At 74.1% G+C, this 14,882-nt stretch carries 13 protein-coding genes; 9 read left to right on the top strand and 4 right to left on the bottom strand.

Features of this window, described 5'->3' with window-relative positions:
- Positions 1 to 15 precede the first annotated feature (15 nt).
- The 3 genes from BMY88_RS11745 to BMY88_RS11735 form a co-directional block, all read right to left on the bottom strand.
- Entirely contained in the window at positions 16 to 3,819 is a 3,804-nt protein-coding gene (locus BMY88_RS11745) for a multifunctional oxoglutarate decarboxylase/oxoglutarate dehydrogenase thiamine pyrophosphate-binding subunit/dihydrolipoyllysine-residue succinyltransferase subunit (RefSeq protein WP_244524616.1), read from the bottom strand.
- Positions 3,820 to 4,044: 225 nt separating this feature from the next.
- Positions 4,045 to 4,797 carry an ABC transporter permease gene (locus BMY88_RS11740; RefSeq protein ID WP_091943292.1) on the bottom strand — a complete coding sequence of 251 codons (753 nt, stop codon included), beginning with the start codon at positions 4,795 to 4,797 and terminating at the stop codon, positions 4,045 to 4,047.
- Complete coding sequence (locus BMY88_RS11735; protein WP_428978317.1) at positions 4,794 to 5,639, bottom strand: ATP-binding cassette domain-containing protein; 846 nt, start codon at positions 5,637 to 5,639, stop codon at positions 4,794 to 4,796. Before BMY88_RS11735 ends, BMY88_RS11740 begins: the two co-directional genes overlap by 4 nt.
- Before the next feature lie 325 nt (positions 5,640 to 5,964).
- On the opposite strand from BMY88_RS11735, the gene BMY88_RS11730 reads away from it, so the two are divergent.
- The 3 genes from BMY88_RS11730 to BMY88_RS11720 are packed head-to-tail and all read left to right on the top strand — an operon-like array spanning position 5,965 to position 9,173.
- Positions 5,965 to 6,423 (top strand): universal stress protein, encoded by a 459-nt coding sequence (locus BMY88_RS11730; RefSeq protein WP_091943288.1) that lies wholly within the window; start codon positions 5,965 to 5,967, stop codon positions 6,421 to 6,423.
- Positions 6,424 to 6,440: 17 nt separating this feature from the next.
- Positions 6,441 to 7,514, top strand: coding sequence for an adenylate/guanylate cyclase domain-containing protein (locus tag BMY88_RS11725; protein ID WP_244524615.1), 1,074 nt, complete (start codon positions 6,441 to 6,443; stop codon positions 7,512 to 7,514).
- A gap of 24 nt (positions 7,515 to 7,538) precedes the next feature.
- Positions 7,539 to 9,173, top strand: coding sequence for an ABC-F family ATP-binding cassette domain-containing protein (locus BMY88_RS11720; RefSeq protein ID WP_091943286.1), 1,635 nt, complete (start codon positions 7,539 to 7,541; stop codon positions 9,171 to 9,173).
- Here the strand turns inward: BMY88_RS11720 and BMY88_RS11715 are convergent.
- A complete protein-coding gene (locus BMY88_RS11715) occupies positions 9,163 to 9,816 on the bottom strand; it encodes a hypothetical protein (RefSeq protein WP_091943284.1) in 654 nt (217 codons plus the stop codon). The two genes, BMY88_RS11720 and BMY88_RS11715, sit on opposite strands and share 11 nt — an antisense overlap.
- 160 nt (positions 9,817 to 9,976) lie before the next feature.
- Between BMY88_RS11715 and BMY88_RS11710 the strand changes: the two genes are divergently transcribed.
- The 6 genes from BMY88_RS11710 to BMY88_RS11690 all read left to right on the top strand — a co-directional run bounded on the left by BMY88_RS11710 (position 9,977) and on the right by BMY88_RS11690 (position 14,873).
- On the top strand, positions 9,977 to 10,747 hold the full coding sequence (locus tag BMY88_RS11710; protein ID WP_244524614.1) for an SDR family NAD(P)-dependent oxidoreductase: 771 nt from the start codon (positions 9,977 to 9,979) through the stop codon (positions 10,745 to 10,747).
- 49 nt (positions 10,748 to 10,796) lie between these two features.
- Positions 10,797 to 10,883, top strand: a complete 87-nt coding sequence (locus tag BMY88_RS24860; protein ID WP_428978316.1) for a putative leader peptide — start codon at positions 10,797 to 10,799, stop codon at positions 10,881 to 10,883.
- Between the two features lie 337 nt (positions 10,884 to 11,220).
- Positions 11,221 to 12,132, top strand: coding sequence for a TauD/TfdA dioxygenase family protein (locus tag BMY88_RS11705; protein ID WP_091943282.1), 912 nt, complete (start codon positions 11,221 to 11,223; stop codon positions 12,130 to 12,132).
- A gap of 35 nt (positions 12,133 to 12,167) precedes the next feature.
- Positions 12,168 to 13,190, top strand: a complete 1,023-nt coding sequence (locus tag BMY88_RS11700) for an ABC transporter substrate-binding protein (RefSeq protein WP_091943279.1) — start codon at positions 12,168 to 12,170, stop codon at positions 13,188 to 13,190.
- Positions 13,187 to 14,026, top strand: coding sequence for an ABC transporter ATP-binding protein (locus tag BMY88_RS11695; RefSeq protein ID WP_211435608.1), 840 nt, complete (start codon positions 13,187 to 13,189; stop codon positions 14,024 to 14,026). The genes BMY88_RS11700 and BMY88_RS11695 overlap by 4 nt, the downstream gene beginning before the upstream one ends.
- The gene (locus BMY88_RS11690) at positions 14,019 to 14,873 is read left to right on the top strand and encodes an ABC transporter permease (RefSeq protein ID WP_170861076.1); all 855 of its coding nucleotides are present in this window, start codon (positions 14,019 to 14,021) and stop codon (positions 14,871 to 14,873) included. The genes BMY88_RS11695 and BMY88_RS11690 overlap by 8 nt, the downstream gene beginning before the upstream one ends.
- Positions 14,874 to 14,882: the final 9 nt, after the last annotated feature.

Raw genomic sequence — 14,882 nt, 5'->3', positions numbered from 1 at the left:
GGTGCCCCGACCCGGTCAGCGCGCGAAGGCCTGCGCGACCAGCTGCCGCTGCTCGACCTCGTGCACCTTGGCGGAGCCGACGGCCGGGCTGGCCGACGCGCGGCGGCTGACGTGGCGCAGGGTGCGGCCGGCCGGCAGGTGCTCGGGCAGGTTGACCGCCATGAACTGCCAGGCACCCATGTTCGCCGGCTCCTCCTGGACCCAGACGACGTCCGTGGCGTTCGGGTAGCGCTCCAGCTGGGCGGCGATCTGCTCGGCCGGCAGCGGGTAGAGCTGCTCGACGCGCACGACGGCGGTGTCCCCGGACCCGGCCGACTCGCGTGAGGCCAGGAGGTCGTAGGCGACCTTGCCGCTGCAGAGCAGCACCCGGGTCACCGCGTCGCCGTCCAGCGGCCGGCCGCCCACCCCGGTGTCGGGGAGGACCGGCTGGAAGCCGAGCTCGGTGAACTCCGCCACGGCGCTGACCGCCGCCTTCGAGCGCAGCAGCGACTTCGGCGTGAACACGACCAGGGGCCGGTGCACGTCCGACAGCGCCTGGCGCCGCAGCAGGTGGAAGTAGTTGCCGGGGGTCGTGCAGTTGGCGACCGTCATGTTGTTCTCGGCCGACAGCTGCAGGAACCGCTCGATGCGCCCGCTGGAGTGGTCCGGGCCCTGGCCCTCCAGCCCGTGCGGCAGCAGCAGGACGACGCCGGAGCGCTGCCCCCACTTCGCCTCGCCGGAGCTGATGAACTCGTCGATGACCATCTGCGCGCCGTCGACGAAGTCGCCGAACTGGGCCTCCCACAGCACCAGGGCCTTGGGGTTGGCCACGGAGTAGCCGTACTCGAAGCCGAGCGCGGCGTACTCGCTGAGCAGCGAGTCGTAGACGAAGAACTTCGCCTGGTCCTCGGACAGGTGCAGCAGCGGCGTGTACTCCGCCGCGGACTCGCGGTCGATGAGCACCGCGTGCCGCTGCACGAAGGTGCCGCGGCGGGAGTCCTGGCCGGCGAGGCGGACCGGAACGCCCTGCATGAGCAGCGACCCGAAGGCCAGCAGCTCGCCCATGGCCCAGTCGACGCCGCCCTCGCTGACCATCGCCGCGCGCCGCTCGAGCATCTTCTGCAGCTTCGGGTGCGGCGTGAAGGTCGGCGGGAAGGAGACGTGGGCGTCGCCGATCGCCTTGAGCACCTCCGGGGAGATGGCCGTCGCGATGGCGGACTCCTGCGCCGTCCGCGGGTCCATGACGGGCTCGGGCTTGGAGGTGTCCCGCGCGTCGTGGGTCTCGGCGAACGCCCGCTCGAGCTGCCCGCGGTAGTCCTTGAGCGCCTCCTCGGCCTCCTGCAGCGTGATGTCGCCGCGGCCGATCAGCGCCTCGGTGTACAGCTTCCGGACCGAGCGCTTGCGGTCGATGATGTCGTACATCAGCGGCTGGGTCATCGAGGGGTCGTCGCCCTCGTTGTGGCCCCGGCGGCGGTAGCAGACGAGGTCGATGACGACGTCCTTGCGGAACTTCTGCCGGTACTCCACCGCGAGCCGCGCCACCCGGACGCAGGCCTCCGGGTCGTCACCGTTCACGTGGAAGATCGGGGCGCCGATCATCCGGGCGACGTCGGTGGAGTAGAGGCTCGAGCGGGCCGCGGCCGGGCTGGTGGTGAAGCCGACCTGGTTGTTGATGACGACGTGCACGGTGCCGCCGGTGCGGTAGCCGCGCAGCTGGGAGAGGTTCAGGGTCTCGGCGACGACGCCCTGCCCGGCGAACGCGGAGTCTCCGTGCAGCAGGACGGGCAGGACGGTGAACCCGTTCTCGCCCTTGTTGATCATGTCCTGCTTGGCGCGGGTGATCCCCTCGAGGACCGGGTTGACGGTCTCCAGGTGCGAGGGGTTGCTCGCCAGCGACACGGCGATCCGGGAGTCGCTGCGGAAGGGGTTGCTGAAGGTGCCGGACGCGCCCAGGTGGTACTTGACGTCGCCCGAGCCCTGCACGGTGCCGGGGTCGATGTTGCCCTCGAACTCGCCGAAGATCTTGGCGTAGCTCTTGCCGAGCACGTTGGCCAGCACGTTCAGCCGGCCGCGGTGGGCCATGCCGATCGCGACCTCGTCCAGCTCGTGGTCGGTGGAGGCGACGAGCACCTCGTCCAGCAGCGGGATGACCGACTCGCCGCCCTCGAGGCTGAACCGCTTCTGGCCGACGTACTTGGTCTGCAGGAAGGTCTCGAAGGCCTCAGCGGCATTGAGCCGGCCCAGGACGTGCTTCTGCTTCTCCCGGTCCGGCTGCTCGGCCTTGAGCTCGACCCGCTGCTGGATCCACTGGCGTTCCTCGGGGTCGGTGATGTGCATGTACTCCACGCCGACCGTGCGGCAGTAGGAGTTGCGCAGCACGCCGAGGATGTCGCGCAGCGCCATCATCCGCTCGCCGGCGAAGCCGCCGACGGGGAACTGGCGGTCCAGGTCCCACAGGGTCAGCCCGTGCTGGAGGATGTCCAGGTCGGGGTGCGTGCGGACCTTGAACTCGAGCGGATCGGTGTCGGCCATCAGGTGGCCGTTGCGCCGGTAGGCCTCGATGACCTCGATGACGCGGGCTTCCTTGTCGATCTGCCCCTCGCGGCCGACCCGCACGTCGGGCATCCAGCGCACCGGCTCGTAGGGGATGCGCAGCGCGCGGAAGACGTCGTCGTAGAAGCCGTCCTCGCCCAGCAGCAGGGCGTGCAGCCGGCGCAGGAAGTCGCCGGACTCGGCGCCCTGGATGATCCGGTGGTCGTAGGTCGAGGTCAGCGTGATGATCTTGGAGATGCCGAGCTCGGTGAGCGCCTCGGGGCTCATCCCCTGGAACTCGGCCGGGTACTCCATGGCGCCGACGCCGATGATCGCGCCTTGGCCGGCGGTCAGCCGCGGCACGGAGTGGTTGGTGCCGATGGTGCCGGGGTTGGTCAGGCTGATCGTGGTGCCCGCGAAGTCCTCGAGCGTCAGCTTGTTCTGCCGGGCCCGCCGGATGACGTCCTCGTACGCCGCCCAGAACTGGGCGAAGTCCATGGCCTCGGCGCCCTTGATCGAGGCCACGACCAGGGAGCGGGAGCCGTCGGGCTTGGGCAGGTCGATCGCCAGGCCGAAGTTGACGTGCTCGGGCTGCACCAGCATCGGCTTGCCGTCGACCTCGGCGAACGCGCTGTTCATGTTCGGGAAGTCGTCCAGCGCGCGGATCAGCGCGTAGCCGATCAGGTGCGTGAAGGAGACCTTCCCGCCGCGGGCGCGGGTCAGGTGGTTGTTGATGACGATGCGGTTGTCGGCCAGCAGCTTGGCCGGCACCGCGCGCACGCTGGTGGCCGTCGGCACGGTCAGCGAGGCGTTCATGTTCTTCACGACGCTCGCCGCGGCACCCCGCAGCGGCGTCCGCTTGGGGCCCTCGCCGGTCGCCGCGGGCTTGGCCTTGGCGGGGGTGGCTTCGGGGGCGGGCGCCGCGGGGCGCTGCTGGTCGGCGCGGTCGGCGGCGCGGTTCACCACCGTCGCCTCGGTCTTCGGCTCGATGCCCACGGACGGCGGCGGGCTCGCGGGCTTCGGCGCGCCGTTGGACGGGGTGCCGGACTGCTGCTGCGGAGCCGCCGGTGCCGGCTGCTGGCGGGGCGCGGCCGGCTGCGCGGGGGCCTTCGCGCGCGCGGGCGCCGGGGCCGACGCCGCGGCGCCCTTGGCGGTCGCGGACTCGCGGCCGTCGCTGCTGCCGACCGGGCTGCCCGGCCGGTAGTCGGCGAAGAAGTCGTGCCAGGCCTGGTCGACCGTGGACGGATCGGCGAGGTACTGCTGGTACATCTCCTCGACCAGCCACTCGTTGGTGCCGAAACCGGCCACCGCAGAGGAGGAGGAGGGGGCGGACGGCCGGGAGGGGCTCACGCTTGACACGGGGTCGAGTGCCTTCTTCGTCGTGGGTTGGACGTGTCTGGACCAGTGTCCGACTCTACGCCCGAAGGGTGCGCCGGACCGGCCGGTGTCAGAAGGGCCGGGGCGGCCGGGGCCGCTGGGACGCCGCCGTGGCCGGGGTCACCGCGCGGGTGGCCGGGCGGACGGCGTCCCTGCTCAGAGGACGTCGCGGCGGGAGGCCAGCGCCGTGCCCACGAGCGCCGCGACGAGCCCGTAGGCCAGGAGCAGGATCGCGCCCTGCCACGGCTCGAGCAGGTCGGGGGCCTCGAAGTCGGAGGTGATGGCCTGCACGGCCCCGCCGGGCAGCCACTTGTAGGCGCCGGAGATGGCGCCGATCGAGGCGACGATCGGCTCGATCACGTTGAGGTAGACCAGCGCGCCGACGATGGCCCCGACCTGGTTGCGCACCAGGGCGCCGACGCCGACGCCGATCACCGTGAACACCACCAGGACCAGCCCCGAGGCGGCCAGGGTCTGCAGGTTGTCGGCGTTCAGCGGGGGCGCGTCGCCCCGCGCCCCGGCGTAGATCTGGACGACGACGACCGTCACCGCCAGGACCAGCAGCGCCATCGGCACCGCGACCAGCGCGTAGGCGAGCACCTTGGCGGCGATCACCCGGCCGCGGCGGGGGGTGGTGAGGAACGTCGGCGTCGCCGTCCGGTGCCGGTACTCCTGGGTCATCCCGATGATGCCCAGGATCAGCAGGAACACGCTGGCGTTGGCCGCGACGGAGAAGACGAGCTCCGCGTACACCGGGTCGTCGAGGGCCGGCAGCCCCTCGTCCTCACCGGCCAGGCCGGTGAAGAGCGCCGCGAAACCACCGGCGAGCGCGCAGGCGCCGAGGAGGAGGCCGAGCCACGTCTTCGTGGTGAAGAGCTTGGTCCACTCGGACCGGACCAGCGCGCTCATCGGGAGACCTCCTGCAGGGTGGCGCTCCCCGCGGGGGCGGCGGCGTACTGCTCGGTGCCGCTGGTCAGCTGGAAGTAGATCTGCTCGAGGCCGCTGCTGCGGGAGGCCAGCTCGTGCAGTTCGACCCCGGCCGCGAAGGCGGTGGCGCCGACCTCCTCGGTCGTCGTGCCGGTGACCACGAGCCGGCTCGCGTCCTCGAGTTCCACGTGCCGGCCGAGCCCCTGGAGCAGGCCGGCGAGGCGGCCGGCCTCCGGGCTGCGGACGACGACGCTGCCGGCGCCCTCGGCCCCGGCCCGCAGCTCGGCGATCGAGCCCTCGCGGACCAGCCGGCCGGCACCCACGATGACCACCCGGTCCACGGTCTGCTCGACCTCGGCCAGGAGGTGGCTGGACACCAGCACGGTCCGCCCCTCGGTGTGGGCGAGGTGGCGCAGGAACCCGCGCAGCCACTGGATCCCCTCGGGGTCCAGGCCGTTGGCCGGTTCGTCGAGCACCAGCACCGACGGGTCGCCGAGCAGCGCGGTGGCCAGGGCCAGCCGCTGTCGCATGCCGAGGGAGTAGCCGCCGGCGCGCCGGTCACCGGCGTCGGCGAGGCCGACCTGCTGCAGCACCTCGTCGGCGCGCGCGATCGGGTAGCCGGCGGCGCGGCAGTAGACGCGCAGGTGGTTGCGGCCCGAGCGCGCCGGGTGGAAGGCGGTCTCGAGCACCGCACCCACCGTGCGGGTCGGCTCGGGCAGGTCGCGGTAGGGGCGCCCGTTGAAGGTGGCCCCGCCGCTGTCGGCGACGAGCAGGCCGAGGGCCATCCGCAGGGTCGTCGTCTTCCCGGCGCCGTTGGGCCCCAGGAAGCCGGTGACCGAGCCCGGCTCGACGGTGAAGCTCAGGTCGTCGACGGCCCGGACCGCGCCGAAGGTCTTGGTGAGGCCGGTGACCTCGACGCGGACGGATTCGCGGCGGTCCGCGCTGACGGTCGTGCCGGTGGCGATGACGCCCTCCTGGGGGGATCGGAGCTGTCCCGGCCATCCAACCGCACCGGGGGCCCGCCGACCGGCACGTTCACCGACCGTTCACCCGTGTCCCGCCGCGGCCGGCCTCGTTGCACCCGGGAGCGGGAGGGGCGCCGGTCACCTACAGTCCGGCGACGAGTCGAGAGATCGGGAGTTGGCTGACGTGAGTGCCTATCGCACCGTGGTCGTCGGCACGGACGGGTCGGAGTCCTCGCTGCGGGCGGTCGCGCGGGCCGGGGCGCTGGCCGGTGCCTGCGGCGCGACGCTGGTGGTCGCCTGCGCCTTCCTGCCGACCGGGACCGACGAGCGCGAGCTCTCCCGGGCCCAGGACGTGCTCGGCGACGAGGCCTACCAGGTCGTCGGCTCCTCGCCGGCGGAGGAGACCGTGCGGACGGCGGTCGAGCGGGCCGCGGCGGCCGGCGCCGGTGCGGTGCGGTCGCTGGCGGTGGCCGGTTCCCCCGTGGAGGTGCTGCTCGACGTCGTGCGGCGGGAGCAGGCCGACCTGCTGGTCGTCGGCAACCGGGGCCTGAACAGCATCAAGGGCCGGCTGCTGGGCTCGGTGCCGGCGGACGCGACGCGCCGGTCGGCCTGCGACGTCCTCGTCGTCCACACCACCGGCTGAGCCGCGGCGGTCGCCCGGTGGAGGAGTCGGGAGCCGAGGCCCGCGACGCGCTCGAGCGGCTGCTGCTCGGGGGGCCGCGGCGCTGGACCCGGCACGAGGTGGCGCGGATGGCCGGGATGCCCCCGGCGCGCACCCAGCGGCTGTGGCGGGCGCTCGGGTTCCCCGACGTCGCCGACGACGACGCCGTCTTCACCGACGCCGACGTGCACGCCCTCGGCCTGCTGTCCTCCCTGATCGACGCGGGGTTCGTCGACGAGAACACCGAGGCCTCCATCGCCCGTGCCCTGGCACAGGCGCTGGCCCGGCTGGCCGACTGGCAGGCCGACCTGCTCGCCGAGGTGCTCATCCGCGGCGCCGGGGACCCGGAGGAGCGGCTGGACCCGGCGCGCGCCGTCGACAGCGTGCAGCGGCTGCTGCCGGTGCTGCGGGCGGTGCAGGACTACGTGTGGCGCCGGCACCTGGCCGCCAACGCCGACCGGCTGCTCGCCGGTCCGGGCACCGGGGACCGCCGGGAGCTCGCCGTCGGGTTCGCCGACCTGGTCGGCTACACCTCCCGCAGCCGCGGGATGGGCGGGCGCGAGCTCGGGGCGATGATCGAGGACTTCGAGTCGATCGCCGCCGAGGTGGTCGCCCGGCGGGCCGGGCGGGTGGTCAAGACGGTGGGGGACGGCGTGCTGTTCACCGCCGCGACCGCGGAGGCCGCGGCCCGGATCGCCCTGGAGCTGCCGGAGGCGTGGGAGGCCGCGGACCGCCCGCCGCTGCGGGTCGGCGCGGCGTACGGGACGGTGCTGACCCACCTGGGCGACGTCTACTCGCCGGTGGTGAACCTGGCCAGCCGGCTGACGTCGCTGGCCCGGCCGGGCACGGTCCTGCTCGACCGGGAGCTGGCCTCCCGGGTGCGGGAGCTCCCGGGCCTCCGCGTGCGGCCGCTGCGCCGGGTGTCGGTGCGCGGCTACGACCACCTGCAGCCGTGGTTGCTGCGTCGTCGCCGGCCCGGGGAGGACGCCGTCGACGCCGTCGAGGACGACCTCGAGGGCGACCCGGGGGCCGACGACGAGACCCCCGACGAGACGCCCGACGAGCCCTTCTGAACCGGACTGGCAGGCTGGACCCCCGTGAGTGCCACCCTCGTCGCCCGGGAGCTGGCCGCCGGCCACGGCGCCCGCGTGCTGTTCTCCGGACTGGACCTCGTCGTCGCCCCGGGGGACGTCGTCGGACTGGTCGGGGTCAACGGTGCCGGCAAGTCGACCCTGCTGCGGATCCTCGCCGGTGAGCTGCCCGCGGAGGCCGGCGGCATCACGCTGAGCCCCCCGCACGCGACCGTCGGGCACCTGCCGCAGGAGACCGAGCGGCGGGCCGGCGAGACCGTCGCGGGGCTGGTCGCCCGGCGGACCGGGGTGGCCGCCGCGCTGGCCGCGATGGAAGCGGCCACGGAGCGGCTGACCGAGGGCGCGCCCGGTGCCGACGACGAGTACGCCGAGACGCTGGAGCGGTGGCTGGCCCTCGGCGGCGCCGACCTCGAGGAGCGCGCCGAGCAGGTCGTCGCGGAGGTGGCTCCCGGCGTCGCGCTGGACGCGCCGACGGCCGGGCTGTCGGGCGGGCAGGCCGCGCGGGTCGGGCTGGCCGCCCTGCTGCTCTCCCGGTACGACGTCCTGCTCCTCGACGAGCCGACCAACGACCTGGACATGGCCGGGCTCGACCAGCTGGAGCGCTTCGTCACCGACGCGCGCACCGGGGTGGTGCTGGTCAGCCACGACCGCGAGTTCCTGGCCCGCACCGTCACCCGGGTGGTCGAGCTGGACCTGGCGCAGCAGCTCGTGCGGGTGCACGACGGCGGCTACGACAGCTACCTGGTCGAGCGGGAGGTGGCGCGCCGGCACGCGCGCGAGGAGTACGAGGAGTTCGCCGGCACCAAGGCCGAGCTCGAGGCCCGGGCGCGGATGCAGCGCAACTGGCTGGCCAAGGGCGTGCGCGACTCGATCAAGAAGAAGAAGGACCCGGACAAGCACGTCACCGCGCACGCCCGGTCGACGGCGGAGAAGCAGGGCGCGAAGGCCAAGCAGACCGAGCGGCGGATCGAGCGGCTCGAGGTCGTCGAGGAACCCCGCAAGGAGTGGGAGCTGCGGATGGAGATCGCGGCGGCGCCCCGGGCCGGGGCGGTCGTGGCCACGCTGCGCGGCGCCGTCGTCCGGCGGGGGAACTTCACGCTCGGGCCGGTGGATCTCCAGGTCGACTGGGGCGACAAGGTGGCGATCACCGGGCCGAACGGCTCCGGGAAGACGACGCTGCTGGCGGCGCTGCTCGGCCGGACGCCGCTCGACGAGGGCAGCGGCAGCCTGGGCCCGGCCGTGCGGATCGGGGAGATCGACCAGGCCCGCGGGCGGTTCCTCGGGCCGGAGCCGCTGTTCGACGTCTTCTCCGCCGAGGTGCCCGACCAGCCGACCGCCGAGGTGCGCACCCTGCTGGCGAAGTTCGGGCTGGTGGCCGACCACGTGACGCGGCCGGCCGAGACCCTGTCGCCGGGCGAGCGCACCCGCGCCGGACTGGCCCTGCTGCAGGCTCGCGGGGTCAACGTCCTCGTGCTCGACGAGCCGACCAACCACCTGGACCTGCCGGCCATCGAGCAGCTGGAGCAGGCGCTGGCCGCCTACCGCGGCACCCTGCTGCTGGTCACGCACGACCGCCGGATGCTGGAGACCGTCCGGACCACCCGCCGGCTCGACGTCCGCGAGGGGCGGGTCAGCGAGTAGCGAGGCCGTCGGGGACGGCGGCCAGCGCGCGCCGGGCCCCGTCGGCCAGGGCGGCGGCGTCGCCGGCCGCACCGGCGACCTCGGGCAGCAGGTACAGCTCCACGACCGTGCCGGGGGCGCCGGCGGCAGCCGTGGCGTCGCGGCGGCTGCGGACGGCGACCGGGCACACCGCGGCGCCGGTCTCGGCCGCGGCCGCGAAACCGGCGGGGGCGAAGCGGCCGTCCGGACCGGGGCGCACGGTGACCGTCGTACCGGCGCGCAGCACGGCGGCGATCGCGTCCGCCGTCGCCGGCACCGTGGGCAGCCGTAGGGCGGAGGTGAACCGGCCGCGCCGGCCCGAGGGCAGCGCCACCGGCCCGGCGACGGCGGTCACCAGCGCCAGGTGCGCCAGGTCGGAGCCGGAGTCGGCGACCACCAGCAGGCCGGGGGTGCCGGAGCGGGCGCGGGGCCAGGCGAGCAGTGGCGCGTGGACGCGCACCCGGACACCGAGCGCGGTCAGCAGGCGGGCGGCGCCGCAGACCGCGCCGCGGCGCGAGCTGCCGGGCCGGAGTCCGGCACCGGCCAGCACGGCGGCGGTGCGGGCCCAGCGGAGCGGGGAGACGGCGGGGCGGGCGGCGGTGGGAGCGAGGAGGGTCGGGCTCACGGGATGAGCGTGGGCGGCCCAGGTGTCGGGACGGTGACGGCCGGGGGACGACCCCGATGCCACTGCACCGACAGCTGACGACGCCGCCGCCGGCCGCCCGGCGCGAGCGCCCGGCGAGCCGCCGATAGCGTGGCCGTCACATCGACGACAGGGGAGATCCGTGGCGGACAAGGGCGTCCTGGACATGTTCCGGCTCGACGGCAAGGTGGCGATCGTGACGGGGGCGTCGTCCGGGCTCGGCGTGGTCTTCGCGCAGGCCCTCGCCCAGGCCGGCGCGGACGTCGCCCTCGGCGCGCGGCGGGAGGACCGCCTGGTGGCGACCCGCGAGGCGGTCGAGGCGGCCGGCCGCCGGGCGATCACGGTGCGGACCGACGTCGCCCGGCCCGAGGACTGCCAGGCCCTGGTGGAGGCGACCATGGCCGAGTTCGGCCGCGTCGACGTCCTGGTCAACAACGCCGGCGTCGGCACCGCCGTCCCGGCGACCCGGGAGACCCCCGAGCAGTTCCGGTCCGTCATCGACGTGAACCTCAACGGCTGCTACTGGATGGCGCAGGCCTGTGCCCGCGTGATGCAGCCGGGCAGCTCGATCGTCAACATCTCCAGCATCCTGGGGCTGACCACGGCCGGGCTGCCGCAGGCGGCCTACGCCGCAAGCAAGGCAGGTCTCATCGGGCTGACCCGTGACCTCGCGCAGCAGTGGACCGGCCGCAAGGGCATCCGGGTCAACGCGCTGGCCCCGGGCTTCTTCGACTCGGAGATGACCGACCAGTACCCCGAGGGGTACATCGCGCAGCAGCTGGGGCGGGTCCTCGTCGGCCGGCCCGGCGATCCGATGGAACTGGCGGCGGCGCTGGTCTTCCTGGTCAGCGCGGCCGGCGGCTACGTGACCGGCACGACCCTGCCGGTCGAGGGTGGCCTGCTCACCAGCTGATCGCCTCGTACCCCTTGACTGTACTAAGTCCATCGATTTAGTGTGGTTTATGCGATGCGGCGACACGGTCCTGCTGGTGGGGCGTCCCCACCTGGACCTCGTCCGCTACGCCGGTGCCCTCTGTCGCTGTTGCTGACAGGTCCCGGCTGAGGCGCTCCCGCGCCTGCGCGGTCCCGCTGTCCTCCTGAGACGCCCGCCGAGGGCGACGTCTCCGGGGCGGGCCGCGCTCCTCCCCGGTGCGCACCCCGTGCGTCCCGTTCCCGGTGACCCGGCGGACCTCCCGTCCGCCGTCGTCGCCGTCCCCGCACACCCGCCTCCGGGTGCGGCGGAGTTCCCGCGCGCCCGTCCCGGGTGAGGCGGTGACCCGCACGCCCGCCTGCGGGTGGCGCGGCGTCGGCGCACGCCCCCGTCCGGGGCGCGCGCAGGTGCCGCGTGCGCTCCTCCGCCCGCCCACCCCCCTCCAGGAGTCCGCCATGACACTGCTCGACACCCCGTCCGCCGCCACCGTCCACCCCGTCACCGGCACCGTCGGCGCCGAGATCTCCGGCGTCCGCCTCGGCCCGGACCTGCCGGCCGAGGCGGTCACCCGCATCCGGCAGACGCTGCTGGAGCGCAAGGTCGTCTTCTTCCGCGACCAGCACCACCTCGACGAGGACGGCCAGATCGGGTTCGCCCGGCTGCTCGGCAGGCTCACCGGCGCCCACCCGACCGTTCCCGCGGGCGACGACACCGGCACCGTGCTGCCCGTCGACGGCTCCGCCTCCCGGGCCAACCAGTGGCACACCGACGTCACGTTCGTCGACCGCCCGCCGGCCTTCTCCCTCCTCCGGGCCGTCACGCTGCCCGACGCCGGCGGGGACACCGTCTGGGCCGACACCACCCAGGCGTACGCACGGCTCCCCGAGCCGCTGAAGGCGCTGGCCGACCGGCTCCGCGCGGTGCACACCAACGCCCACGACTACGCGCGGCCCGTCCCGCCCGAGGGCAGCGCCGAGCGGCAGCACTTCCAGCAGTTCGTGGCCGAGGTCTTCGAGACCGAGCACCCGGTCGTGCGGGTCCACCCCGAGACCGGTGAGCGGACGCTGCTGCTCGGCGGCTTCGTCCGCTCCTTCGTCGGCCTCGGCGCGCGCGACTTCGCCGCTCTGTTCCCGCTGCTGCAGGACCGCATCACCCGGCCGGAGAACCTGGTCCGCTGGTCGTGGCGCCCGGGCGACGTCGCCGTGTTCGACAACCGCGCCACCCAGCACTACGCCGTCGACGACTACGGCTCGGCGGACCGCCGGTTGCGCCGGGTGACCGTCGCCGGCGACCTGCCCGTGGGCGTCGACGGGCAGCCCTCGATCGCCCGCCGGGGCGACGCGTCGGACTACGCCCGCGCCGCCTGAGCCACCACCGAACCGAACCAAGGAGAGACGACACGATGCGTGCCAGACCCGTCCTCGCCGCGCTCGCGGCCGCCACGGTCCTCGTCGGAGCCACCGCGTGCGGGAGCAGCGACGAGGTCCGGACCGCCGCCGACGGCACCGTCACCCTGCGGTACCAGGGGTGGGCCAACCAGGTGACCCTCCCGGAGCTCGCCGAGCACCTCGGCTACCTGGAGGGGGTCGGCCTGGAGTGGGCCGGTAACACCACCAGCGGCCCGCAGGACATCCAGGCCGCGGCCAGCGGCGCCGTGGAGTTCGGCGGCGCCTTCGACGGCGCGGTGGCGAAGCTCGCCACCTCCGGTGCCCCCGTCACCGCGGTGGTGGCCTACTACGGCTCCGACGCGGACGCCTACAACGGCTTCTACGTCCTCGAGGACAGCCCGATCGCCGACGCCCGCGACCTCATCGGCAAGAAGGTCGGGGTGAACACCCTCGGCGGCCACAACGAGGCGGTCATCGACACCTGGCTGCTGGAGGAGGGGCTGAGCTGGGAGGAGGTCCAGCAGGTCCAGCTGGTGCCGCTGCCACCGCCCAACATCGACTCCGCCCTGCGGCACGGCCAGATCGACGTCGCGGCGCTGTCCGGTCAGTTCCGCGACCAGACGCTGGCCACCGGTGGGGTCCGGGCGCTGTTCACCGACTCCGAGATCTTCGGTGACTTCAACGCGGGCACCTACGTGTTCCGCGACGACTTCATCGCCGAGTACCCCGAGGCCGTCGAGGCCTTCGTCGACGGGGTCGCCCGGGCGATCGAGTGGACGAGGACGACGCCGCACGACGAGATCATCGCGACCTACACCACGATCATCGAGCAGCGGAACCGCAACGAGAGCACCGACAGCCTCCAGTACTGGCGCAGCACCGGCGTGGCCACCGAGGGCGGGGTCATCGAGGACACCGACTTCACCCGGTGGTCGGCGTGGCTGGAGCGGACCGGCGCGCTCGACGAGGGCGGGCTCGATCCCGGCTCGATCTACACCAACGAGTACAACCCCTACGCCACAGACGGCGACGCGTGAGCGCCGGCATCCGGCTCGAGGGAGTCGGCAAGGAGTTCCCGTCCCGCGGCGGCGCCGCACCCTTCGCCGCGCTCGCCGGCGTGGACCTCGACGTCGCCGCGGGGGAGTTCGTGGCCCTCGTCGGGCCCAGCGGCTGCGGCAAGTCGACCCTGCTCGACCTCGTCGGCGGGTTCACCCGGCCGACCTCGGGGTCCATCACGGTCGGCGGCCGCCCGATCACCGGGCCGGGCCTGGACCGGGGGCTGGTGTTCCAGCAGTACGCCCTGCTCCCGTGGCGCACCGCGCTGGCCAACGTGGAGCTCGGGCTGGAGGCCACGCGCCTGCCGCGCCGGCAGCGGCGGGCGGTGGCCCGGGAGTACCTGGAGCTGGTCGGCCTCACCGGCGCGGAGGACCGCTATCCGCACCAGCTCTCGGGGGGCATGCGCCAGCGGGTGGCCATCGCCCGCAGCCTGGCGTTCGACCCGGAGGTCCTGCTCATGGACGAGCCGTTCGCCGCCCTGGACGCCCAGACCCGCGAGACGCTGCAGGGCGAGCTGCTGCGGATCTGGGACCGCACCGGCAAGACGGTCGTGTTCATCACCCACGGCATCGACGAGGCGGTGCTGCTGGGCCAGCGGGTCGCGGTGATGACGGCGCGCCCCGGCCGGATCACCGCCGTGCTCGACGTTCCGCTGCCCATGCACCGCCGGCAGGGCGACGTCCGGTCCGATCCGGAGTTCGCCCGCCTGCGTCACCAGGTGTGGGAGCTGCTGCAGGAGGAGGCCCCTCCGGTGGCCGCGGACGCGCCGGCGGAGCGACCGGCCGAGCCGCTGCGGGAGGTGGTCGGCGTTGGCTAGTCCCGGACTCCTCGAGCGCCCGCCCCTGCCGTCCGTCGCAGCGGTCGGCGTCCGTCCCACCCCCCGGCGGGCCCGGGCGGCGGGCCGCGCCCTGCGGCGGCTGCTGCTCCGGTCGACCGCGATCGCGCTGTTCCTGCTGCTGTGGCAGATCGCCCCCTCGCTGGGCTGGGTGGACCGCGCGCTCATCCCGCCGCTGGGGGAGGTGCTCACGGCCTGGCGCGAGCTGGCCGGCAACGGGCAGTTGTGGAGCAACACCTCCGCCAGCCTCCAGCGGGCCCTGACCGGGTTCGTCCTCGCGGTCGGCCTCGCCGTCCCGATCGGCCTGCTCGTCGCCTGGTACCGGCCGGTGCGGGACTTCCTCGAGCCGCTGCTGGAGGTGTTCCGCAACACGGCGGCCCTGGCCCTGCTGCCGGTGTTCACCGTCCTGCTCGGCATCGGCGAGACGTCGAAGATCGCCATCGTCGTCTACGCCTGCTTCTTCCCCGTCCTGCTCAACACCGTGAGCGGGGTCGGCAGCGTCGACCACCTGCTGGTGAAGTCGGCCCGCAGCCTCGGGTTCGGGGAACTGCGGGTGTTCCAGAAGGTGGTGCTGCCGGCGGCGGTGCCGTCGATCTTCACCGGCATCCGGATGGCCGGGGCGTCGTCGATCCTCGTGCTCATCGCGGCCGAGATGGTGGGGGCCCGGGCCGGCCTGGGCTACCTCGTCACCTACGCCCAGATGAACTTCCTCATCCCCGAGATGTACGCCGGGATCCTGACGATCTCCGCGATCGGGCTGCTGTTCAACGCCGTCCTCGTCTCCCTCGAGCGCCGCGCGTCGCGCTGGCGCGCCGACCTCTCCCACTGACCCCGCTCG

The organism is Trujillonella endophytica (assembly GCF_900110555.1).
Classification (GTDB): Bacteria; Actinomycetota; Actinomycetes; order Mycobacteriales; family Geodermatophilaceae; genus Trujillonella; species Trujillonella endophytica.
This window is presented reverse-complemented; position numbering and strand designations above follow the sequence as displayed.